The sequence below is a fragment of the Polaribacter gangjinensis genome, from assembly GCF_038024125.1.
Classification (GTDB): Bacteria; Bacteroidota; Bacteroidia; order Flavobacteriales; family Flavobacteriaceae; genus Polaribacter; species Polaribacter gangjinensis.
In genome coordinates, this window is record NZ_CP150662.1 from 1,914,170 (window position 1) to 1,938,778 (window position 24,609).

21 protein-coding genes are annotated in these 24,609 nt (G+C 29.5%); 8 read left to right on the top strand and 13 right to left on the bottom strand.

The window, feature by feature from the left end; all coding sequences use genetic code 11:
- Positions 1 to 10: 10 nt before the first annotated feature.
- From WHA43_RS08640 to WHA43_RS08670, 7 genes are all read right to left on the bottom strand, one after another.
- Positions 11 to 1,165 carry a cytochrome-c peroxidase gene (locus WHA43_RS08640; RefSeq protein WP_105046659.1) on the bottom strand — a complete coding sequence of 385 codons (1,155 nt, stop codon included), beginning with the start codon at positions 1,163 to 1,165 and terminating at the stop codon, positions 11 to 13.
- A 5-nt stretch (positions 1,166 to 1,170) separates the two neighbouring features.
- Entirely contained in the window at positions 1,171 to 2,634 is a 1,464-nt protein-coding gene (locus WHA43_RS08645) for a hypothetical protein (protein WP_146104913.1), read from the bottom strand.
- Complete coding sequence (locus WHA43_RS08650) at positions 2,621 to 4,066, bottom strand: RagB/SusD family nutrient uptake outer membrane protein (protein ID WP_105046661.1); 1,446 nt, start codon at positions 4,064 to 4,066, stop codon at positions 2,621 to 2,623. The genes WHA43_RS08645 and WHA43_RS08650 overlap by 14 nt, the downstream gene beginning before the upstream one ends.
- A gap of 1 nt (position 4,067) precedes the next feature.
- The gene (locus WHA43_RS08655; RefSeq protein WP_105047353.1) at positions 4,068 to 7,334 is read right to left on the bottom strand and encodes a SusC/RagA family TonB-linked outer membrane protein; all 3,267 of its coding nucleotides are present in this window, start codon (positions 7,332 to 7,334) and stop codon (positions 4,068 to 4,070) included.
- Between the two features lie 67 nt (positions 7,335 to 7,401).
- Positions 7,402 to 8,538, bottom strand: coding sequence for a FecR family protein (locus WHA43_RS08660; protein ID WP_146104914.1), 1,137 nt, complete (start codon positions 8,536 to 8,538; stop codon positions 7,402 to 7,404).
- Positions 8,539 to 8,578: 40 nt separating this feature from the next.
- Positions 8,579 to 8,788, bottom strand: a complete 210-nt coding sequence (locus WHA43_RS08665) for a PLDc N-terminal domain-containing protein (protein WP_105046663.1) — start codon at positions 8,786 to 8,788, stop codon at positions 8,579 to 8,581.
- A gap of 101 nt (positions 8,789 to 8,889) precedes the next feature.
- Positions 8,890 to 9,489, bottom strand: coding sequence for an RNA polymerase sigma-70 factor (locus WHA43_RS08670; protein WP_105046664.1), 600 nt, complete (start codon positions 9,487 to 9,489; stop codon positions 8,890 to 8,892).
- A 245-nt stretch (positions 9,490 to 9,734) separates the two neighbouring features.
- Between WHA43_RS08670 and rnr the strand changes: the two genes are divergently transcribed.
- The 4 genes from rnr to tatA all read left to right on the top strand — a co-directional run bounded on the left by rnr (position 9,735) and on the right by tatA (position 13,351).
- The gene (rnr, locus tag WHA43_RS08675) at positions 9,735 to 11,930 is read left to right on the top strand and encodes a ribonuclease R (protein WP_211290324.1); all 2,196 of its coding nucleotides are present in this window, start codon (positions 9,735 to 9,737) and stop codon (positions 11,928 to 11,930) included.
- The gene (locus WHA43_RS08680) at positions 11,930 to 12,343 is read left to right on the top strand and encodes a hypothetical protein (RefSeq protein WP_105046666.1); all 414 of its coding nucleotides are present in this window, start codon (positions 11,930 to 11,932) and stop codon (positions 12,341 to 12,343) included. The genes rnr and WHA43_RS08680 overlap by 1 nt, the downstream gene beginning before the upstream one ends.
- A gap of 88 nt (positions 12,344 to 12,431) precedes the next feature.
- The gene (locus WHA43_RS08685) at positions 12,432 to 13,121 is read left to right on the top strand and encodes a head GIN domain-containing protein (RefSeq protein WP_105046667.1); all 690 of its coding nucleotides are present in this window, start codon (positions 12,432 to 12,434) and stop codon (positions 13,119 to 13,121) included.
- Positions 13,122 to 13,162: 41 nt separating this feature from the next.
- Positions 13,163 to 13,351 (top strand): twin-arginine translocase TatA/TatE family subunit, encoded by a 189-nt coding sequence (tatA, locus tag WHA43_RS08690; RefSeq protein ID WP_105046668.1) that lies wholly within the window; start codon positions 13,163 to 13,165, stop codon positions 13,349 to 13,351.
- Between the two features lie 74 nt (positions 13,352 to 13,425).
- Here tatA and WHA43_RS08695 read toward each other — a convergent pair whose 3' ends face one another.
- The 3 genes from WHA43_RS08695 to gltX all read right to left on the bottom strand — a co-directional run bounded on the left by WHA43_RS08695 (position 13,426) and on the right by gltX (position 16,533).
- Positions 13,426 to 14,343: an SPFH domain-containing protein gene (locus WHA43_RS08695; RefSeq protein WP_105046669.1), complete on the bottom strand. Its 918-nt coding sequence runs from the start codon at positions 14,341 to 14,343 to the stop codon at positions 13,426 to 13,428.
- Between the two features lie 129 nt (positions 14,344 to 14,472).
- Complete coding sequence (locus WHA43_RS08700) at positions 14,473 to 15,009, bottom strand: hypothetical protein (protein WP_105046670.1); 537 nt, start codon at positions 15,007 to 15,009, stop codon at positions 14,473 to 14,475.
- Between the two features lie 3 nt (positions 15,010 to 15,012).
- The gene (gltX, locus tag WHA43_RS08705) at positions 15,013 to 16,533 is read right to left on the bottom strand and encodes a glutamate--tRNA ligase (protein ID WP_105046671.1); all 1,521 of its coding nucleotides are present in this window, start codon (positions 16,531 to 16,533) and stop codon (positions 15,013 to 15,015) included.
- Positions 16,534 to 16,649: 116 nt separating this feature from the next.
- On the opposite strand from gltX, the gene WHA43_RS08710 reads away from it, so the two are divergent.
- Genes WHA43_RS08710 through WHA43_RS08725 form a run of 4 tightly spaced genes read left to right on the top strand, consistent with a single transcriptional unit; the run spans position 16,650 to position 23,212 of the window.
- Entirely contained in the window at positions 16,650 to 19,970 is a 3,321-nt protein-coding gene (locus WHA43_RS08710) for a DUF4175 family protein (RefSeq protein ID WP_105046672.1), read from the top strand.
- 2 nt (positions 19,971 to 19,972) lie between these two features.
- Positions 19,973 to 20,386: an rRNA maturation RNase YbeY gene (gene ybeY, locus WHA43_RS08715; protein ID WP_105046673.1), complete on the top strand. Its 414-nt coding sequence runs from the start codon at positions 19,973 to 19,975 to the stop codon at positions 20,384 to 20,386.
- 44 nt (positions 20,387 to 20,430) lie between these two features.
- Positions 20,431 to 22,308 carry a tRNA uridine-5-carboxymethylaminomethyl(34) synthesis enzyme MnmG gene (mnmG, locus tag WHA43_RS08720; protein ID WP_105046674.1) on the top strand — a complete coding sequence of 626 codons (1,878 nt, stop codon included), beginning with the start codon at positions 20,431 to 20,433 and terminating at the stop codon, positions 22,306 to 22,308.
- 46 nt (positions 22,309 to 22,354) lie between these two features.
- A complete protein-coding gene (locus WHA43_RS08725) occupies positions 22,355 to 23,212 on the top strand; it encodes a class I SAM-dependent methyltransferase (protein ID WP_105046675.1) in 858 nt (285 codons plus the stop codon).
- 142 nt (positions 23,213 to 23,354) lie between these two features.
- Here WHA43_RS08725 and WHA43_RS08730 read toward each other — a convergent pair whose 3' ends face one another.
- The 3 genes from WHA43_RS08730 to WHA43_RS08740 are packed head-to-tail and all read right to left on the bottom strand — an operon-like array spanning position 23,355 to position 24,609.
- Complete coding sequence (locus tag WHA43_RS08730) at positions 23,355 to 23,753, bottom strand: DoxX family protein (RefSeq protein WP_105046676.1); 399 nt, start codon at positions 23,751 to 23,753, stop codon at positions 23,355 to 23,357.
- A gap of 6 nt (positions 23,754 to 23,759) precedes the next feature.
- Positions 23,760 to 24,149 carry a VOC family protein gene (locus WHA43_RS08735; protein ID WP_105046677.1) on the bottom strand — a complete coding sequence of 130 codons (390 nt, stop codon included), beginning with the start codon at positions 24,147 to 24,149 and terminating at the stop codon, positions 23,760 to 23,762.
- Positions 24,150 to 24,153: 4 nt separating this feature from the next.
- Positions 24,154 to 24,609, bottom strand: a complete 456-nt coding sequence (locus tag WHA43_RS08740) for a DUF1801 domain-containing protein (RefSeq protein ID WP_105046678.1) — start codon at positions 24,607 to 24,609, stop codon at positions 24,154 to 24,156.

Below are 24,609 nucleotides of genomic sequence, written 5' to 3' on the forward strand. Positions count from 1 at the left end.
AAATTAATAATTATTGTGGTAAAGTTGGTATTATTGTTCGTCTTGTTGGTGTACTTAACGTATTTATAAAAGCTAAAACAGCGTCTATTTCTTCTCTATTTAAATTTAGTTTTTTCAATAATGGAGATGTTTTTGGAATCAAAGAATCCCTTCCTACACCTTTATATTTATTTTGAATTGGAGCTGGATTTCCAAGATTGTAAAATTCAACAACATCTAACAACGATGGAAAATGTCCATGATGCATCCAAGGTCTTGTATTAGCAACTTCTCTAATTGTTGGTGTTCTAAATTTTCCAATATCTTCTATTTTTCCGGTAACATTGTATCTACCAAAATCTTCATCTTTAGTTCCAAAAAGAGTTTGTCCATCATTATGATATTGATTATCACTAAAATATCCTGTATTATGACAATTGATACAACGTGCTTTCGTTCTAAATAAATGCAAGCCCATTACTTCTTGATCTGTAAATTTATCAGATGTTCCAGTTACAAATTTATCAAATTTTGACATTGGACTTTTTATAGACCTTTCAAAAGTTGCAATGGCTTTTTGTATTTTTTGTAATGTAATTTTTTCATCGCCAAAAGCACTTTTAAATAAAGGTTTATAACCTTCTATTTTTTGTAAATTTTCTACAGCATATTCTAAATCCATGTTCATTTCTAGTTTATCAGGAATTGGAAATCTTGCTTGATCTTCTAAACTAGTAGCTCTACCATCCCAAAAAAGCTCTTTTGCATAACCAACATTTAAAATAGTCATAGAATTTCTACTTCCTGTTTGTCTGTTATGACCAAATGAACGCGTTGAATTATCTGTCCAACCTAATTCAGGATTGTGACAAGAAGCACACGCAATTTGTCCACTTTTAGACAATCTTGGATCAAAAAATAAGGTTTTACCTAACTTACTTTTTTCTTCAGAATACGGATTGTCTGCAGGAAATTCCATTTCAGGTAATACACCAATATCTTTAAAAGTAGTTTTATCGATCAATGAATCTAAATGTGGTTTTGGCCATTTGCTTGCATCTGGCTGTGAATACACTTTTCTTAAATAAGAAATGTCTTGATATTGCTCTTTTTCAGTTTTATTATATGCTAATAGCAGTAAACTAATACAAATAACAAAAAGAACAAGGATAGATTTTTTAATCATAATTTTTATAAATTTATTACTCTTGGACACGAACCGTTTATTGGATCTGGATCTGGATAACTATTTGAATTGTATAAAATGTAATTTATGGTAACAATTTCTCCGTTAATTTCTGAACAATCCACTAAAATTTCGAGTTCTATTTTCCATAAATTATTGCCGCTATTTACCAATTTATAAGTTCCTGTTCCGCTAATAGGAACATTGTATGCAATTCCACTATTTCTACTGATTATCACAATTCTTTGAGTTACAACATTAACAACTCCTTCTGTGGTACTATTTCCATTTTTAGGGAAAAACTCAATTGCTTCTGTTAAATTAAACCCTGGAGATTCTACTGATGCTCCATTAAAAAGATTTCTTAACGAAAATGGATTTGTTCCAACTGGTGGAAAATTTCCAACAAACCCGAGTCTAAATTTGTGATGATAAATATCATCAGAAGCATCATTAGGAGTGCCATTATCAGAAAATAAAAATCCATTTGGATTGTCTTTAGAAACAATTACAGGCTTAGGAAAAACGGAGGTACTTGCCCAATCACAATTTAAATTATTGGTATTGTATCGCCAATATTCTCCAAATAATCTGTAAAATGGATTTGAAAGATTGTAAAAATGAACGACCGGATTTCCACTTCTATCAATTTTTATAGGCTTATTGATGTCTAAAAATTTATTATTTCCTTTCACATAATTAGGCACATCAACCAATGTTAAAGATGCGTCTAATGAAGAATCGTCAGGTAAATTTTCATTCAGAGTGAAGGTAAATTCAACTTCATCTTCTTTTGTGATTGGTTTTTTTACAATACTGTAATTAAAGGTTGATGGCGCACTGAATAAAGCAGTATTTTCTATATCTTCTTTTACAAATCCGTTTGGAAAAACAACTTTAAAATCGAAAGATTCTTGATTATTTCCTAGAATTTCTTTTCTATTGATGTTGAATGAATACGAAAATGTTGTTTCTCTAAAATTAATGATTAATTCTTTATTTGAAACCGTTTCATTTGGCATTCCAATAGCAATTGATGGATTGCTACTGTTTGTTAAAGTTAATTTTATTTGAGGATTTTTAGTCAAATCCCAATTTTCATTTACTTTGATATAGATTGTATCTACTCTTTTTTGATTGGTAAAAGAAAGTGAATTTGTTGGGGAAATTGTATAATCTGTCAATCCAGAAACTTCAGTTTCAAAACCTATTTGAATACTATTTTCAATAGTACCAGTTGTAATTGCAACAGGAACTTTTAAGGTTTTTAAATTGTCTTTTGTATAAGTAGATTTTGCTACTAATCCTCCGTTTTTTTCAGGAAATTCTAGTACGTTATTGTTATTATCAACCAACAAAAAGAAACGAACAAACGAATTTTCATTTGAAAATAATTTGTCATCTTCTTTTTCGCAATTCAGAAAAAGAACAATGAAACTAGCAAAAAGTATGTATTTAATAGCCTTCATTTTGTCGAATATTTTCATTTAATTCAATACTTGCTTGTGGAATTGGTAATACAAAGAAATTTGATGGATAACTTAAATTACACACGGTTGCTAAACATCCTTTATTTCTGATAACATCTTTTTTAAATCGAGCTAAATCAAATAACAAATGTCCTTCAAAAGCCAATTCTTTTCTTCGCTCTAAAAAGATTTCTTCTAACAAATTTCCTGTTGATGTTAATGAACTTAAATTAGCTCTTTGTCTTAAGATATTAATATCAATCAAAGCATCATTTTCTCTGTTTAAACGCGCATTTGCTTCTGCTCTTATCAAATACATTTCAGACAAGCGAATGTGAGTTGTACCAGCACCATTTTGGAATTTTTTTGTAAAATAATAAGGTAAATTTTGCTCAACTCCTGCAACTTTTGTTGGTAAATTTTGAGTGATAAACATATTTTTTCTGATGTCATTTGTATCATACAAATCCAGTAAATCTCTTGAAGCTACATAACGTTTGTAATTAAGATTCGATTCATAAAAAAACCATTGAGAAATGGATTGTGAAACAGCACCTTCTGAGGTTCTTGGAGCAGAAAATTCCAAAATAATTTCAGAAACAGGTTCTTCTTCTTTTTCCCATTCAGTTACATAATTGTTTGTTGAAATTAATGCAATTCCAGAGGTTGTTATTACGTTATTGGAATATAAAAAAGCTTTTTCCCAATCATTCATTTGCAATGCGATTCTTGCATACAAAGCTTCAGTAGTTTTTTTATTGAAAAGAGAATGACTTGGTCCTGCTAAAAATTGATTATTTGTAAACAATGATAAAGCTGTATCTAAATCTGCTTGTAACAAATCGTAGGTTTCTTTCATTGTTTTTCTTGACGGAAAATCAACTCCAATCAATAAAGTTTCGGAATTGTAAACGATTCCAGGATGTGAAGCATCTGCTGTAAATCCGTAGTTTTGAGCAAATAACAAACTTAATTGGTAATGAGAAAAAGCACGAATTACCAATAATTCTGCTTCTAGTTGATTTTTTTCATCCGTTGTTAAAAAGGTAAACGTATCATAATATTTTAGGATGATATTTGCTTGATTGATGATTTCATATAAGAGATTATAAGATCCTACATAATCAGATTCTTGAGCAATATCACTAAAATTATAACTATTTTGAATGGTTCCAGGAACTGTAATTTCTTTGTTTGTAACAAAGGGACTAAAAGTGATATTACCTCCTTGAACATCTGCATACACATTACTTTCTGACGCTAAATAATCTTCAATATCATAATAAATTCCATTAAGCGCTAATTCCAGACCTGTTTTACTAGATAATTGTTCATTGATTGAAATTTGAGTTCCTGGCTCAACTTTTAAGAAATCATTGCATGAAATCAATACAAAAAGACAAATTAAAAAAGTGATTTTATAGTTTTTCATATTAAAACGTGGTATTAATTCCTAAAGTAAATGTTCTTGACTCAGGATATTGATTTCTAAATTCTGCCACACCATTTTTTCCTTTCGGAGATTTATTTTTATACCAGTAAAATAAATTGGAGCCATTCAATGTAAATGACAAGGAATTTAGGGGAATTTTCCATTTTTTTACTGGCATATTATAAGATAAACTCACAGAACGTAATTTGATATGAGAAGTATCAAACAAATATTTTGTAGAGTTTGATATTAATGTATTATTATCAATAATGATTGGATGAATGGCTTCATCTCCTTGATTGAACCATGCATCTTCAAAAACATTCACATTGATATTTCTGTTTGTTAATACTCTGTAATTATCAAATAAAACTCTGTCTATCATGATATCAGCGCCATAGGTAAAAGACATCATCACATTCAGCGTCAGATTTTTATATTGAAATGTGTTGTTAAAACCACCAAAAAAGTCTGCTTGAGAATCTCCAATTGGTTTCCAATCAGAAGGACCAAACAAGGTTCTTACTTGTGAACTATCATAAATTTGATTGTTTACATTGAATAATTCACGGCCTGTTGCAGGATCAATTCCTATAAAATCAAATCCCCAAATTGTAGAGGTTGCATAACCAACAGTTTGTGCTCTTGCAACTTCTGCAGTTGAAAATGCAGATCCTAAACCTACCAATGAAGTTACTTCATTTCTGATAGTGGTAATGTTAAAACTCGAATTCCAAGAAAGGCTTTTTTTATCAATTATGGTAGTATTCAAAGCAAATTCAAATCCTTGATTGTACATTTCAGCCCCATTTATTTGAGCTTCTCTAAATCCAGTTTCTGCAATTACATTTCGAGAAACAATTTGATCTATGATTTTATCTCTAAAAAAATCAGTGGTAAATTTGAAACGTTTTAAAAAGTTGAAATCAAAACCAACATTGAATTTTTTATTTGTTTCCCAAGTTAAATTTGGATTAGGAGCTGATGTTAAATTTGCATAATCCAATCCATTATACCCATTAAAATTGGTAGTGTATAATCCTAAAGCTCTGTAAGAACCAATTCTTGAATTTCCTGTAGTTCCGTAACTAATTCTAGCTCTTAAAAAGTCTACAAACTCACTATCTTTTAAAAATGATTCACTGCTAATGTTCCAACTTGCGCCAATTCCACCATTATAAGCTGTATTTCTATCATCTCCAAAAGCAGAACTTTGATCAATTCTAAAATTCACCAAAAAGAAATATTTCTTTTTATAATTATAATTTAACTGACTAAACATGGATCTTCCTGCACTTTCTGAAATATCATTTTGATAATCTTGTTCAAAAGCAGTTTCAACAGGTTGAGGAACGCTTTCATTACCAAAACCTTTTCCCATAGCATATCCAAAATATACTTTTTCTTTTCGGGCTTCAATTCCTAGAATACCATCAATCATATGGTTTTTCCCAAAAGTATTGTTGTATGCTAAAGATGCGTTCCAGTTCCAGCGTCTTGTATCTCTGTTTCGTAACATTCTTCTTCCTTTTACCAATCCAAAACTATCAGTTGGATCTCTAAAAAACGGAGAATCATTGTCTGTACCAAAATCTCCAGAACCATTCAAACCAGAAAAATAGCGATCTTCGTCTTTGTCTGAATAATCCAATCCAAATAAAGTCGAGAATTTTAAACGATCACTAAATGTATAATTTGCTTGTAAACTTGTTAAAAAAGCGACAGTAGTTGCATCAGAAATATTTTGATTTGCAACTGCTAAAGGATTTCCAAAAGTATCAAAACGAGTATAATTTCCGTTTTCATCTCTTACAGGAATTGTAGGAGGCAAAGCAAAAGAATACAATTTATTTGGATCTTTTTTCAAAGCAAAAGAAGGAGAAAAAACTAGAGAAGCATCAAATTTATCTTTATTGTATCTGTATGAAAAAGAAGCATTTATTTTTTCAAAAGAATTATTTATTTGTGCTTCAGCAGTTTTTTGATATCCTAAACTTGCTCTATAAGTACTGTTTTTTACACCTCCAGAAGCACTGAAATTTATTCTACTAAACAAACCAGTGGTGTTTAATAAATTAAACCAATCTGTATTTACGCCATTCCAAGGTTGTACATTTTGTAAGTTTCCGCTGTTGGTATTGTATTCATTAATAACAGTTTGGTATTGTTCCCCATTTAAATATTTCAATCCGTTAAATGCGGTTGTTACACCAATTTGGTTGGATGCTGTGTAGCTTATTTTACCTTTTCTACCTTTTTTTGTGGTGATGATTATAACACCATTTGCAGCATCAGCTCCATACAAACCAACAGCAGCTGCATCTTTTAAAATATTGAAACTTTCAATATCGTCAATACCAATTTTTGCTAATGGATTTAAGATATTTTCGGATAAATTTCCAGTACCAACATCAAAGAAATTATTTCCATCTAATCCAATTTCTTCAGATAAAATAATTCCGTCAATAATGATTAAAGGTTGTGTTGAAGTACCCACAATATTGCTGTTTAAAGGTGTTATAGATCCTTGACCACGAATATCAATTTTTACAGGTTCACCCAATTGCGAACTTATTTGTATAGAAACACCTGCAACTTGACCTTCTAAAAGTTCATCAATAGAAATTACAGGTTGTTCTAAACCTAAATCCTTTGCTTTTACTGTGGCAATACTTCCTACAACTTCTTCTTTTAATTTTGCTGTTCCGTAAGAAGAGGTAATTACAATTTCATCTAAAGAAGTTGCTGCTTCTTCTAAAGTAATATCAAAATATGATTTTGTTCCAACAACAATTTCTTTAGTTTGATAGCCTAAATAAGAGATTTCTAAAGTTACATTATTGATATTATCGTCTTTTATTAGGTATGTAAATTTTCCGTCAAAATCAGTAACTGCCCCTTTTTTGGTTCCTTTTATCAAAACAGTTGCATTGGGAATTCCTGTATTTTCAGACTTGCTTTTTACAACTCCTGAAATTTGTCTGGATTGAATTATAGGTTTTTTATCAACAAAAACGATTTGTTTTTCTCTAATTATGTAATTGATTTCAAGATTTTTACTAATAATATCTAAGACCTCTTTTAAGGGTACATTTTTTACATCAATAGTAATTTTTGCAGAAGTATTGATTTTTTTAGCGTTGAATAAAATTCTGTAAGAAGTTTGTTGTTCAATAGAAGTAATTACTTCTTGAAGCGGTTTGTCTATTTTATTGATTGAAACTGTTTGCGAGAAAGAATTTGCAATAACACAACACAAAAATGCCATTAGAAAGATAATTTTCTTCGTTTTCAAGGATGTATAAAGTATTTTTTCTAACAGTATTTTCATTGAATTATGGTTTTGTAATTTCAATAATTCCATTTTCTATGGTATAATTAAAAGGAGTATCTAATTTGAATAACTCTAAAATATTTTCAACCGCTGTTTCTTTAATTTTTATGGTTCCTGTAAATTCTTGTGAAGCTAAAAACGGATAATTATTGTTGATTTTTATATTGTAATAACGTTCAATTTTTTTGGCAATACTACTAAATGTTTCTTTGTCAAAAATCAATTCTCCTCCAGTCCAAGAGCTATAGTTCGTTGTTTTTACAGATTTTTTTGTGAAAAATTTCTTTCCTTTTTGCCAAGTTGCTTTGGTATTTGGTTCTAATAAAACACTATTTTCAGGATTTATTTTTTCAGATAAGCGAACAGAACCTTCTGTTAAAACACAATTGATAAAATCATCCTCTTGATAATTACTAACGTTAAATGTGGTTCCTAAAACCTCAATAGAAACCTCATTTGCTTCTACAATAAAAGGTTTTGACTTATCTTTTGAAACTTCAAAAAATGCTTCTCCTTTTAAAACAACATTACGTGAATTTTCACTTGCAACAAACTGCTCAGGATATGTAAAAGTGGTTCCTGCATTCAAATGTACTACTGTTCCATCTGAGAGCGTTATTTTAAAAGTTTTTGAAAAAGGAACTTTTATGGTATTGTAAACAGTTGTTTTGATAGCCTCATTTTTATAATAAACCAGCTCTTTATCATTTTGTTTTGCAATTACATTTCCAGCTTCGTCTTTGATAATTTTATTGGTTTTGTCAGAAATATATTCTTTACTTCCAGAGCTTTTTTCTAAGACAATTACATTTTCTAAATTGTCATTAATTTTTGTATCTGTTGAATTTGTTTTTGTAAAAAAGTAGCTTAAACTTGCCAATATAACTGCAATACTTGCAACATATCCCCATTTTCTTGAATAAAATTTACGACGTTGAGTTGGAAATTGATTCTTTAGTTGATTCCAATCAAACAAGTTTTTAGCATCGGAATTTGGTGTTATAAACAACCACATTTTTTTCAATTCTATGAAAGCTAGTTTGTTTTCTTCTGATTTTTCAATCCAATTTAACACTTGAACAACTTCTTCTTCTGAAGCTTCGTTTTGTAAGTATTTAAAAACTAATTCTTGAATCATTTTATTTTTTGATAGTGATTTATCTCCGCTATTACTTGTGTTAAATTTCTTTTTTACCAATGAAAACGTAATATAACGAACCAATTATTGGGATAAATAAAATCACTAAAAGCCAAATAATTTTATCATCTTTTTCAAGTTTACTTTTTAGTAAGTTGAGTAGCGCGTAAATCCAAAATACTATTGAAATAAGCAAAATGGCATTCCAAAATACTAAACTGTAAGAAAAATCGGGAATAAGAGTTTCCATTAAAATTTTACATTTTTTAAAGAACTTACATCAAAACATTGTTGATTTTTAAGCTCCATGTATGTTTGTACACGCGAAAGTTTAAAAACCCTATATTATTTTTAAAAAAAATGTAATAAAAACAGTAAATATGGTAAATAATCCGCAAGTTTTTGCTTTAAAACCTTTATAGCACTCGAAAAATGCGCTTCAACAGTTTTTATAGAAATATTCATTTCAGTTGCAATTTCTTGATTTTTCTTTTTTTCAAATCGTTTGCTTTTGAAAATTTCTTTGGTTTTTTCGGGCAATTCTTCAATAGATTTAAAAATAAGAGTTTCTAATTCAGCAAATGTTAATGAGTCGAATTGCAAAGATTGCAATACTTCTTGATGTAAATTTTCTTCTTTTTCGTTGATCGTTTTATCAACGTATTTTGCTTTTACTTTTCTGTGTCTGATGATATTTAAACACTTAGATTTTGCGTACGTATATAAAAAAGATGAAATTCCGTTGACAGTTTCAATTTGTTCTTTTTGATTCCAAAGATGTAAAAAAGCTTCTTGTGCAATTCCTTTTGCGTCATTTTCTTCGTGTATGAATTGCACACAAAAACCGACAATATGATGGTGAAACTTATAAAAAAAATACTCAAAAGCAGCTTCATTCCCTTCTTTAAAGAGAAGAAATTTTAAAAAATCTTCATTTTGAATATCTTTCATCTCGAGATTAAGAAATTAATGTGTCAATCTAAAATAGCTACTTTCAACCTACGAATCTAAGGAAAATCAGTATCTTACAAAAGTAATTAATCAATGAACAATAGCATTATTCACAAACATTTTTATTGAAAATGCTTTTTTTAGTCTTTTTCAGGTTCAAAAAATGAATTATGACCAATTTTAATAGATGACCATTGTAAAATAGTGTATTTTAGTAACTTCATATTTTAAGAAATGAATTAATAATGTCAAGAAAGAAAAAAATATTTAAAAAGAAAGGCAATATCATCAAAGATTTAACTAAAAATATCTTCAAAATTTTAAAAGAAGATGCAACAAAACAGTTTAATTATAAACAAATTGCAGCGAAACTTCAGGTTTCTGATACTGAAGGTAAAAATCAAATTATTCAAAAATTAGCTGAATTAACTGCTGCTAAAAAATTAAAAGAAGTTGATAGAGGAAAATATCAAGTAAATGAAGAACGCAAATATTCTGTTGGGAAATTAGACATTACTTCTAATGGAAATGGCTATTTTATAACAGATGATTATGAAGATGATATTTTTGTTCCAAATGTAAATCTTGGCAAAGGATTGCACAACGATTTGGTAAAAGCCTATGTGTATAAAAAACGCAGAAGTAATAAGCTTGAAGCGGATGTTGTAGAGGTTTTAGAAAGAGCAAAAACGCAGTTTGTTGGGGTGTTGCAAAAGAGTAAAAACTTTGGATTTGTAATTCCTGATAACAACAAAATGTATGCAGATATTTTTATATCTGAAAACAAAATGAATGGCGCTGAACACGGAGATAAAGTGCAAGCAACCATTTTAGATTGGCCAGAAAACTCAAAAAATCCTTTTGGAAAAATCACCGCTGTTTTAGGAAAACCAGGAGATCAAAACACTGAAATGCACTCAATTTTAGTAGAATATGATTTGCCTTACGAATTTCCAAAAGAGGTAGAAGAAGAGGCATCACATCTTCCTATTGAAATTACCAAAGAAGAAATATCCAAAAGAAAAGACCTCAGAGAAACACTTACTTTTACCATTGATCCAAAAGACGCCAAAGATTTTGATGATGCATTATCTTTCAAAAAACTTGAAAATGGCAATTATGAAATTGGAATTCACATTGCAGATGTCTCTCATTATTTACAACCAAAAACTATTTTAGATGATGAAGCTTACGAACGCGCAACATCAGTATATTTAGTAGATAGAGTAGTGCCTATGTTGCCAGAAATATTGAGTAATGGTGTGTGTTCTTTACGTCCTGAAGAAGAAAAATTAACTTTTTCTGCCATTTTTGAATTGAACGAAAACGCAGAATTGATCAACCAATGGTTTGGGAGAACAGTTACTTATTCTGACAAACGTTTTGCGTACGAAGAAGCACAAGCAATTATTGAAACCAAAACAAACATAGTTCCTGCGAACGTTTCTTTAACTGGTCAAGATTACACAGTTGATGAAGCTATTGTTGAAGCCATTTTAAAAATGGATGAATTGGCAAAAATTCTCAGAAAACGTAGAATGAATCAAGGAGCAATTTCGTTTGATAGAGTAGAAGTGAAGTTCAATTTAGATGAAGATGCTAATCCAACAAGTGTGTATTTTAAAGAAGCAAAAGATGCTAATAAATTGATTGAAGAATTCATGTTACTAGCCAACAGAAAAGTGGCAGAATTTATTGGTCAAAAAAACAAAAAACCTTCAGGAAAAACATTTGTGTACAGAGTTCATGACGAACCTGATACCGAAAAATTAGCTTCTTTGCAGAATATCATCAGTAAATTTGGTTACAAAATCAATACGGATACAAGAGAATCTACTTCAGCAACATTGAATCAATTATTGGCTGATGTTCATGGAAAAGCAGAATCAAACATGATTGAAACTTTGGCAATTCGCTCTATGAGTAAAGCTGTTTATACAACACAAAACATTGGCCATTATGGTTTAGCGTTTGAATATTATAGCCATTTTACATCGCCAATTAGACGTTATCCTGATGTAATGACTCACAGATTATTGCAACATTATTTAGATGGAGAAAGCTCTCCAAAAGTTGAATTGTATGAAGAAAAATGCAAACACTCTTCTAAAAGAGAAGAATTGGCATCAAAAGCAGAGCGTGATTCTATCAAATACATGCAAGTAAAATACATGCAAAATCATAAAGACGAAATTTTTGAAGGAGTAATCACAGGTGTTACAGAATGGGGAATTTATGTAGAAATTACCAAAAATAAATGTGAAGGAATGGTTCGTATTCGCGATATTAAAAGCGATTATTATTTGTTTGATGAAAAGCAATATGCTATTGTTGGGCAATCAACCAAACAATTGTATCAATTAGGAGATGATGTAAAAGTGCAGGTTAAAAAAACCGATTTAGAACGTAAACATTTAGATTTTAATTTGATTGAAGATTAATGAAAGCTTTTATCAATAATAAAGAAATTTCATTAAGCGATTTATCCTATAATGATGGTTTAAATTTTAATCGATTTTTCGATTCAAACATCTTAAGTTATTCATTGATTGTTACAAAAAATACCTTTATAAAATCTTTAGAAAAAGAATACAATCGTATTAAAGATGAAATACAACTTGATGATTTACAGTACAATGAACTTTCGGATTTTTCTGAAATTAATTATTGTTCCTTTGAAAAATTATTAGACAATCCTGAGTATTTATTAAACATATTTAAAGATTTTTTGAGAAATGATTTTTTTAAAATGCTAAGTGAAAATAGCAATTCAAAATTTGTGATAAATTCAATTGATTCCGTTGAAAATGCTAAAGAAATTACCATCAAAGGAAGAGCTTTTATCAAAAAATAAGAATTATTTTACAACAAAAATCACAGACAGTCGTTTTTAATGAGGCATAATTATTGATTACTTATGCATTTTATTTAAAACTTATAAAATGAAAATACCAGCATTTATACTCTTATTTATTTTTAGTTATACACTTGTTGCTCAAACAACGATCACTAAAAACCTAGGAGATTTTTCAATCTTAAAAGTTTACAACGGAATTGAAGTAGAATTGGTAAAATCATCAGATCAAAAAATTGAAATTTCAGGAGAAAAATCAGAAAGTGTTAGTATTAAAAACATAGACAATACCTTAAAGATTTCATTGCCTTTTTCATTAAATCCTGATAAAAATCTCACTAAAAGAGAAGTTTTAGTTACTATTTATTACAATAAAAACATTGATGTTATTGATGCAAATGAAGCTTCAACAATTACAGCAAAAGAAATTCGACAAGATAAATTAGAAGTAAATGCTCAAGAAAAAGCGTTTATAAACATGGTTGTTGCAGTAAAACATTTAGAAGTGAGAGTGTCATCAGGAGGAGTTATTAAACTTACAGGAACTACAAAAAACCAACATGTAGATGTAGATTTATACGGAATTTATAATGGTTTTAATTTAGAATGTAGCTCAAATTCTGTTGTAAAATCAGGAACTGGAGCAAAAGCCGAAATTTTTGCTGGCGAATCTTTAAACGCAAAAGTCACTTTTGGAGGTTCTATTTTTTACAAAGGAGACCCTGAAATTGTAAAAGATAAAAAAGTAATAGGAGGAATTATTCAAAAAAGAAATTAATAGAAACCTTTTTGTATCTTTGTACAGTTAATTTTTTATTTATGAACAACTTATTAATGCATTTCGGTTTTGTTGGTGGCACTCAAGTAGTTATTATTTTGGTAGTTGTGTTGCTTTTATTTGGTGGAAAAAAGATTCCAGAATTGATGAAAGGACTTGGAAACGGAATCAAAGAATTTAAAAACGCTACAAAAGAAGATTCTTCTGATAAATTAGGTGATAAAAAGTAACGATTGTTACCATTTATAAAACAAAAAAGCTCTGTAAAATTTTTACAGAGCTTTTTTGTTTTGGGTTTTGAAGTTTATTCTTTTTTCTTTGTGTTTTTCATTGCTTCTCCAATTTGATTGCTTGCTGCAAAACTTGCAACCATGTCATTCAACATATTGCTGCCAACTTGCGGCGAATTAGGTAACAAAATTAAATTACTATTGGTTTGTTCTCCTAATGATTGCAAGGTATCATAATGTTGAGTTACAACAATCAATGCAGAAGCTTCTTGACTATTGATGCCAACACGATTTAAAACTTCTACAGATTCTTCTAATCCACGAGCAATTTCTCTACGTTGATCAGCAATACCTTGTCCTTGTAAACGCTTGCTTTCAGCTTCAGCTTTGGCTCTTTCTACAATTAAAATACGTTGCGCATCTCCTTCATATTGTGCAGCTGTTTTTTCTCTATCAGCAGCATTAATTCTGTTCATAGCTGCTTTTACTTGCGCATCAGGATCAATATCAGTAACTAATGTTTTTATGATATCATAGCCATATTCCATCATAGCATCATTCAATTCTGATTTTACAGCAATAGCAATATCGTCTTTTTTAACAAAAACATCATCCAATCTCATTTTAGGAACTTCAGCTCTTACAACGTCAAAAACATACGAAGTAATTTGATCATGAGGATAATCTAATTTATAAAAAGCATCATACACTTTGTCTTTAATAACTTTAAATTGAACAGAAACTTTTAATTTTACGAAAACATCATCCAGAGTTTTGGTTTCTATAATAACGTCTAACTGCTGAATTTTTAAACTTAATCTTCCTGCAATTCTTTGAACTCCAGGAATTTTTAGATGAAAACCAGAATGACGAATGCTCGTAAATTTTCCAAAAGTTTCAATAATTGCAGCTGTTTGTTGTTTTACGATAAAGTAAGAAGCAAAAATGACAAGACCAATAAGAATAACAATAATTAATGGGATAGGTAACATAATAAAATTTTTTAGTGAAATTGATTTTTCGTAAATATACGATTTATTTGACGTGATTTTTTTGAGTTGTTACAAAAAAAATCCTGATAATAATTTATCAGGACTTTTTTGATATTTGTGAAGTTGAATCTATTTTTCTTCTGAAAACGTTTTATTTAAGCTTTTGTTGTATTTCAACCATTTTTGATATTGCTTGTCTGAAAGGATTTTTTTGATTTCTTCATCCAATTTTTGATCTTCAGTTTTCATAGTTTCTGAAATTGGTTTTAAATCTTCAGCTAATTTTTTTTGAACCTCAGCTTGATTAGAGTAATCTCTATTTTTAATTACCGCTCTTTGAAAATTTTCAACCATTTCTTTTGAACTGTTCAATGTGAATGAATTAATTCTTCGGATTTGTTTGATTTTATTATTGTAATCTGTTATTATTTTTGAGAACGATTTTCCTTCATCAGAATCTAGTTTTATTCCCGATTTTTTAGCAGTTTTTTCAATATCGTAGATTACAATTCCTAAATATTGATCAACATCAAAATTTGGTTCAGGAGTTCTTTCGGGAGTTTGCATCATTTGTCTTTGACGCTGATTTTGCAATCCTCCATTCATAAATTGTGCATTTACAGTACAAAATGTCATGATTGATAGTAGAAATACGATTTTTTTCATGAGTTAAAATTTTTTAATTGCTGTTTCAATTCTTTGTATAGTTGCTTGTTTTCCAATGATTTCCATGATGTCAAACAAATGTGGTCCTTTCATTTCGCCAACCAAACTCAAACGCAAAGGTTGCATTACTTTTCCAAAACCAATTTCGTTTTTAGTAATCCAATCTTTGATTATTATTTCGGTATTTTGCGATGAAAAATCATCGATTGTTGAAATTACAATCAATAATTGTTCCATCAATTTGTTGGTGTCTTCTTTCCAATTTTTTGCTACTGCTTTTTCATCAAAAGTTGTAGGAGCTTGAAAAAAGAAGTTTGATAATTCCCAAAAATCAGCTACAAAAACAGCACGCTCTTTTACTAAAGAAATTATTTTTTCAATTTTGTTTTTTTCAGCAACAATTCTTTTTTCTTTTAAAATTGGCTCGTATAAATTTGCCAATTCCACAACAGATTTTTGCTGCATGTATTGTTGATTGAACCATTTTGTTTTATCAGGATTGAATTTCGCTCCAGATTTGCTAACTCTATTTAAATCAAATGCTTGTACTAATTCTGACAAAGAAAAAATTTCTTGTTCAGTTCCAGGATTCCAACCTAAAAGAGCCAACATATTTATAAATCCGTCTTCAAAATAGCCATCTTCTTTGTAGCCTCTAGAAACGTCTCCAGTTTCTTCGTTTTTATATGCCAATGGAAATACAGGAAATCCTAATTGATCTCCATCACGTTTGCTTAATTTTCCTTTTCCAATTGGTTTTAAAATCAAAGGTAAATGTGCAAATTTAGGTGCTTTCCAATCAAAAGCTCTGTATAGAAGAATGTGTAAAGCCATAGAAGGAAGCCATTCTTCACCTCGAATTACATGCGTAATTTCCATTAAATGATCATCTACAATATTTGCCAAATGATACGTTGGCATTCCATCAGATTTAAACAACACTTTGTCATCTAAAGTATTGGTATCAATGCTAATTTTTCCTCTGATTTCATCTTCCATTTCCAAGATTTCATCTTGTGGAGATTTGAAACGAATTACATAATCATCACCATTTTCGATTCTTTTTTGAACTTCTTCATTGCTCAAAATCAACGAATTAATTAAATTTCCTTTGCTTCTGTTATGCCAATTATAAATAAACGTTTTGCCATTTTCTTCGTGTTCTTTTCTCAAAAAATCTAAAGATTCTGCAGTGTCAAAAGCATAATATGCCCAACCATTTTCAAGAAGAATTTCAGCGTATTTTTTATAGATTTCTTTGCGTTCAGATTGTCTGTAAGGTCCAAATTTTTCATTTTTTCCTGGACCTTCATCAAAAGGAATTTTACACCAATTTAACGAATCAATAATGTATTTTTCTGCATTTGGCACATAACGAGTTTGGTCTGTATCTTCAATTCTAAGAATAAAAGTGCCATTATTTTTCTTTGCGAAAAGGTAATTATATAAAGCAGTTCTTACTCCACCAATGTGTAAAGGGCCTGTTGGACTTGGTGCAAAACGAACGCGTACTGATGAATTCATATGATTTTTTTTGTGCTGCAAAGATACTTTTTTTACACACGAGATAAAATCAAAATAGCTTTTAACAAATATTTGATTGCATTTTACCTCAAATACTGTATTTTTATGAGTTAATTATGAATGAATTTACGAAAATAACACAAAAGCTACATCAGTTTTCTCTAAAATTCTATACCAATGAATTGATTAGAGGTAGTATTTTATTCCTTTCATTCGGAATTTTGTACTTGTTTTTTACACTTTTTGTTGAGTATTTTTTATGGCTACAACCAATTTCTAGAACCCTTTTATTTTGGATTTTTATTTTCGTTGAACTTTTTTTACTCACTAAATTTATTCTATTTCCATTTTTTAAAATCGTTGGTTTAAAAAAAGGAATTTCATTCGAAGAAGCATCAAAAATTATTGGAAACCATTTTCCAGAAGTAGAAGACAAGTTGCTTAATATTTTACAATTGCAGCAACAATCCAATCAATCAGATTTATTGTTGGCGAGTATTGATCAAAAATCGGCTGCTTTGCAACCCATTCCTTTTGCAAAAGCGATTGATTATTCAAAAAATAAAAAGTATTTAAAATACATTTTGATTCCAATTTTTATTTGGTTTTTAAGCTCAATTTCTGGAACAAATGGTGCACTTACTAAAAGTTTGGAGCGAGTTGTAAATTACAAAACCGTATATACACCTCCAGCTCCGTTTTCGTTTTTGTTGATTTCTAAAAACTTACAAGTTGTTCAAGGAAATGATGTAACAATCGCTTTTAAAATTGTGGGTTCTTTGCTTCCTGATGAAGTAAAAATTGTGTTCAATGACCAACAGTATTTTATGCAACAATCAGGAAATGCAACTTTTTTATACACTTTCTCTGATGTAAAAGAAAACATCGAATTTAATCTTGAAGCCAATGGAGTTAAATCTAATTCGTATCAAATTGACGTAATAAATGCTCCAATAATCAACAACATTTTTTTAGATATAAGCTATCCAAATTATATCGGAAAAAAGAATGAAACGATTCAAAATGCTGGAAATATTTCAGTTCCTGAAGGCACAAAAATCAATTGGAAAGTAAGCACTTCAAATACCGATAAAATTACTTTTATTGAAAATAAACAGAAATCTAGTTTTTTGAAAACAACTCTAGATAATTTTCAATTTTCGAAAACAATTTCAAAGTCCTTCAACTATCAAATTTCTTCATCAAACAAAAATTTATCAGATTTCGAAAACCTACAATTTTCTGTAAATGTTATTTCTGATGAATTTCCAACAATTTCAGTAGTTTCAAATATTGATAGTATTTCAAGAGGAACAGCTCAATTTGCTGGACAAATTTCTGATGATTATGGATTTAAAAAATTGCAATTGGTGTATTATGATGAAGCAAATTCACAAATCAAAAAAATGATTGATATTCCAATTTCTGCTGATAATATTCAAACTTTTTTTTACCAATTTCCAAATGGAATAAACTTAGCTGAAGGAAAAAATTATGAATTATTTTTTCAGATTTTTGATAATGATGGTGTAAATGGATCAAAAAAATCAACATCAAAAGTGTTTCAATATCGACAAAAATCATCTGATGAAATTGAAGAAGAATTGTTAATTGAACAAAAAAATACGATTCAGAATTTAGAAAAATCGGTTCAAACTCAAAAAAAAGAACAAAAGCAACTAGAAACTTTACAACAAGATTTGCAACAAAAAAAGAATGCCAATTGGAATGATCAAAAAAAGATTGAAAATTTCATCAAACGTCAAGAGCAATACAAAGAAATGATGCAACGTCAAACTGACAAATTGCAAGAAAATTTGGATGAAAAAAAGGAGCAAAATCAGTCTTTACAAGATAAAAAAGAAGCCTTAAAAGAACGTATCCAAGAATTGAAAAATTCAGAAAAGCAACAAAAATTGTTGGATGAAATTCAGAAAATGGCTGAAAAACTCAACAAAGAAGATTTGGTTGAAAAAGCCAAAGAATTGGCGCAACAAAACAAACAACAACAACGAAGTTTAGAAAAAACGTTGGAATTAGTGAAACGTTTTTATGTGGAGCAAAAAACTATGCAAATTGCATCAAAAGTTGAGGAACTTTCAAAAAAGCAAGAAGCTATTGCCAAAGATTCTACAAACGTAAATTCTAAGCAAAAAGAGATAAAAAAGGATTTTCAGGAAATTGAAAAAGAATTGGAAGAAGTAAAAAAGGACAATGAGAAATTAAAAGATCCAATGGAATTGCCAGATGTTGATGATGAAAGTGATAAAATCAATGAGGAATTAAAGAATGCTGAAGAAAATTTAGATAAAAAAGAATCTTCAAAAGCGAAAAAAAATCAGCAAAAAAGTGCTCAAAAAATGAAAGAAATGAGTTCTAAAATGCAAAAATCTTTGATGGAAATGCAAGGAGAATCTATGGAAGAAAACATGGATGATTTGCGTAAAATTCTAGAAAACTTAGTAATTTTTTCATTGGAACAAGAAAATTTGATGAAAAAGTTCAATCAAATTTCTACTTCACATCCTGATTTTGGTACAGCCTTGAAAATGCAAAATGAAATAAAGAAATACTTTGAACATATTGATGATAGTTTGTATGTGCTTTCAATGAGAGTTCCAACGATTTCAACAAAAATTCAAAATGACTTATCAACTGCGCATTATAATTTAGATCAATCCTTAGATAATTTTGCTGAAAACAGATTTTCTCAAGGAATTTCGAACCAACGTTATGTAATGACTGCCACCAATAATCTGTCAGATTATTTAAGCAATGTGTTGAATAACATGAAGCAAAATATGTCTATGCAAATGAAGCAAGGAAAAGGAAAATCATCAGATTTTAGTTTGCCAGATTTGATTAAAAAGCAAGAAGGTTTGTCAAAAAAGATGGAAGATGGAATGAAAAAGGGAGATGAGAAGGGTAAGGGAAATGAATCTGGAGATGAAAAGGGAGATCAAAAAAATGGACAGAAAAACGGTCAAGGAGAAGGAAATAAAAATGATGATTTAAATGGTGAATTGTATAAAATATTTAAACAACAAACCGAATTAAGACAACAATTGCAAGATGCAATCAATGAAAATGAATCTGATAAACCTGGTGGAAATAATGCTAACAAAGCTTTAAAAACGATGGAAGAATTAGAAAATGAAATTCTTGAAAAAGGTTTTAATAAAGAGGTTTTGCAAAAAATGCAACAACTAAACTATGAATTATTGAAGTTAGATAAAGCAGCGTTAAATCAAGGAAAAGAGAATAATAGAAAGTCAAACACCAACCAAATTATTAATGAGCGTAATAATTTGAAAGCGTTAGAATTTAAAAAGCAGTTTTACAATCAGATAGAAATATTAAATCGACAATCATTACCTTTGCAGCAATTATACAAAAATAAAGTGCGAACGTATTTTTCTGAAGAAAAAAAACAATAACAATGACAACGTTTAATTACGAAACTGATTTTGAACTTTCTGATGAAGTTGCATTAGAAACTTGGGTTGAAATGATAATTTCAAACAAAGGATTTGAACCTGGTGAAATCAATTTTATATTTTGTGATGATGAATATTTACATCGTTTAAATGTTGAGTTTTTACAACACGATACTTTAACGGATGTGATTAGTTTTGATAATTCTTTAGGAAAATTAATTTCAGGAGATATTTTTATTTCTGTTGAAAGAGTAAAAGAAAATGCGTCAGATTTCAATGTTACTTTTGACGAAGAATTACACAGAGTAATGATTCATGGGATTTTGCATTTTTTGGGTTTTAAAGATAAAACTCCAGAAGATGAAAAATTGATGAGACAAGAAGAAAATAACGCTTTGTCTTTATTAAACAATTGATATTCAATTAACTATAGTAAACGTTTCACGTGAAACATTAAAAAATGAGTTTATTTACAACAACATATGATTTAATTGTAGTTGGAGGTGGTCACGCTGGAAGTGAGGCTGCAGCTGCATCAGCAAACATGGGCGCAAAAACATTATTGATTACAATGAATTTGCAAAATATAGCTCAAATGAGTTGTAATCCTGCAATGGGAGGAATTGCAAAAGGACAAATTGTAAGAGAAATTGATGCTTTAGGAGGGTATAGTGGAATTGTAACTGACAAAACTGCTATACAATTTAAAATGCTCAACAAATCAAAAGGTCCTGCAATGTGGAGTCCAAGAGCGCAATCTGACAGAATGCAATTCGCTGAATGTTGGAGAATGATGTTAGAACAAACAGAAAATTTAGATTTCTTTCAAGATTCTGTAAATGGATTGTTGTTTGAAGATGATAGAATTGTTGGTGTTAAAACAGCTTTGGGAATTGAAATTAAAGCAAAAGCTGTTGTAATTACTGCTGGGACTTTTTTAAATGGATTGATTCATATCGGTGAAAAAACATTTGGTGGAGGTAGAGCAGGAGAGAGTTCTTCAACAGGAATTACAGAAGATTTAGTTAAAAAAGGATTTGAGGCAGGAAGAATGAAAACAGGAACGCCACCAAGAGTTGATGGTCGTTCTTTAGATTATTCAAAAATGGAAGAACAACCAGGAGATGAATTTCCTGTAAAGTTTTCTTATTTGCCAACCACAAAACCATTAACAGAACAACGTTCTTGTTATTTGACTTATACCAATCAAAAAGTACATGATTTATTACGCGAAGGTTTTGATCGTTCGCCAATGTTTAATGGTCGAATTCAATCTACAGGACCAAGATATTGTCCTTCTGTAGAAGATAAAATCAATCGTTTTGCATCTAAAGAAAGACATCAAATTTTTGTTGAGCCTGAAGGTTGGAATACGGTTGAAATTTATGTGAATGGTTTTTCAACATCGCTTCCTGAAGATATTCAAGACAAAGCAATCAGAGCTATTGAAGGTTTTGAAAACGTAAAGTTTTTCAGATATGGCTATGCAATTGAATATGATTATTTTCCCCCAACACAATTGACACATTCTTTAGAAACTAAGTTGATTAAAAACTTGTTTTTTGCGGGTCAAATAAATGGAACAACAGGTTATGAAGAAGCTGCTGCTCAGGGTTTGATGGCGGGAATAAATGCCGCTTTAAAAGTTCAAGAAAAAGAACCTTTTATCCTAAAAAGAAACGAAGCTTATATTGGAGTTTTGATTGATGATTTAATTACAAAAGGCACAGAAGAGCCATACAGAATGTTTACATCAAGAGCTGAATATCGTACGTTGTTGCGCCAAGACAATGCTGATTTACGACTCACACCAAAAGGTTTTGAAATTGGTTTAGCGTCAAAAGAACGAATGGAAAGAGTTTTGGAAAAGCAACGCAAAACAGATTTATTGATTTCTTTTTTAGAGAATACGAGCGTAAAACCGGAAGAGGTAAATCCTATTTTAGCCGCTAAAGAATTGGCATTGGTTTCTCAATCTTTAAAGCTCTTTAAAATTGCGACAAGGCCTCAATTAGCTTTTGATGATTTATTAGTGATTTCGTCTTTAAAACAATTTATAGATGATAATTTCATTGATGCAGAAATTATTGAACAAGCCGAAATTCATTTGAAATATTCTGGATATATTGACAAGGAAAAAAACAATGCGGATAAATTAAACAGATTAGAAAATGTGTTAATTCCGTCAAGTTTTGATTATCATAAACTACATAGTTTATCAATTGAAGCAAGACAAAAATTAACTAAAATTAAACCAACTTCCATTTCGCAAGCAAGTAGAATCAGTGGTGTTTCACCAAGTGATATTTCTGTTTTATTAGTGTATATGGGAAGATAATTTTCCGGAATTTTTAAAATGTTCCACGAGGAACATTTCCAAAAAAATGAAAAAACAATCTGATTTTTATAGCGATTTAGAACCCTTTTTACAATGTAAAGATCATACAGTTTCGCAAGAATTGTATGATGTAAAAAGAAATAAAACCTATGATATGTTGGTTACTTATCCTGTTCCTAAAAAGTTAGAAGATTATTACAAGAGCGAAAATTACATTTCTCATACAGACAGTAAAAAAAGTTTTTTTGATAAAATTTATCAATTTGTAAAGAATTTTACAGTTAAAAAAAAAGTTGATTTAATCAATTCTTTTGGATTTGAAAACAAAACAATTTTAGATATTGGAGCAGGAACAGGCGATTTTTTAAAAGTTTGTTTGCAGAATAATTGGAATGTTTTTGGAACAGAACCCAATCAACAAGCAAGAGAAGTTGCAGTCAAAAAAGGAATTCTTCTGCATGAAAATGTAGCTGATTTTTCAAACCAAAAATTTGATGTTATAACGCTTTGGCATGTTTTGGAACATGTAGAAAATTTATCAGAATTTATTTCTCAATTGAATAATTTGCTTTCTGAAAATGGAAAACTAATTATTGCTGTTCCAAATTATAAAAGTGATGATGCAAAGTATTATAGAGAGTTTTGGGCCGCTTTTGATGTGCCAAGACATTTATGGCATTTTTCGCAACAATCTATTTCTAAAATTTTTACAACTGAAAATTTCATTGTAGAAAAAACGCTTCCTATGAAGTTTGATTCTTTTTATGTTTCGATGTTAAGTGAAAAATACAAAAAAGGGAAAATGAATTTTTTGAATGGTTTTTGGCGAGGTTTTGTTTCTAATTGGAAAGCTCGCTCAACTTCTGAGTACTCTTCTCTGATTTACATCATAAAAAAGAGCTAAAACAAATTTAAAACGATTTAATTGTGGTTAAATTTAAAAATCAAGTAAACGTATTCGGGTTTTTTAAAAGCGTCTTAAAACGTCTTATTTTGGCTTGAATTTTATAAGAAATTCTTATAGCAATATTTTGTTGATATAAGTTTTAGTTATGTAATAAAAAAACTCCAAAAACGGTCAAAATAAAATAAACTGTTAAAGACATAGCACCTGCATAATCTTTTGCCAAACGTTGACCAATCAATAAAAAAATCAAGGTAATTGCACAAAGTTCAATTCCTAAAAGAGCCATTTCTTTTTCGCCTGAATGATACAATTGATAGATTCCTATACTCATTAAAATTGTGGCAACAATTTCAATCAATAAAATGATTCCTAATAAAACAGGCACATTATTTTTGAGAGGTGAATTTTTAAAATGTTCATTTATAAATGAAACATTTCCTTTCCAATCCAATAATTTATCAATTCCTGATTGTAAAAAAGTAACAATCAAAAAAAGCAATATTAAAATCTCTGTTGGATAATCACTAAATAATTTCATAATTTTTTATTTGAATAAATTTTCATCAATAGGTTCCCAAAGTTCAATTTTGTTCCCATCATTGTCTAAAATCCAACCGAATTTTCCGTACTCAAATTCTTGAATTTCGCCTAAGATAGTTACGCCTTCTTTTTTTAATTCTTTAAGCAATTCAACTAAATTTTCAACTCGGTAATTGAACATGAATTCTTTTTTAGAAGGTTCAAAATGAGTTGATTTTTCTGAGAATGGAGACCATTGAGTTGTGCCTAAATTTCCAGAATCATCTTTCCATTTAAATGTGCAGCCCCATTCATCCGTGTTAAAACCTAAGTGTTTTTGATACCAATCTTTTGTGGCATTTACATCTTTTGTTTTAAAAAATAATCCGCCAATTCCAGTAACTCTTTTTTTCATAAATTTATTTTTTCATGGTATTTTCATAAATAGAAATCCATTCATCAACAGCTATTTTTTGAACTAATTCTTCTAATATTTCAAAAGGAATAGCTGCTTCATTTTTAAAACGGATACAACTTTTTCCTATATCTAATTTCTTTGAAAATTGTTTGGAATATTCAGTTACAAACCAATCATACACATCTTTTTTTGCATACAATCCCATATGATACATATTCACAGAATTTTTCTGAGAAGCAATACTCATAAATGGCAATGGTTCTTTAGGATTACAATGATAGCCATTTGGATAAATTTTGTGGGGAACAAAATACCCAATCATTCCATATTGCATTCCTTCTTCAAATCCCTTTGGAAGGTTGTTTAAAATAGAATTTCTTAGTTTTTCTATGATTATTTTTCTTTCATCAGTTAATTCCGAAATATAATCATCTACTGTATTCGCTTTTGAAGTCAT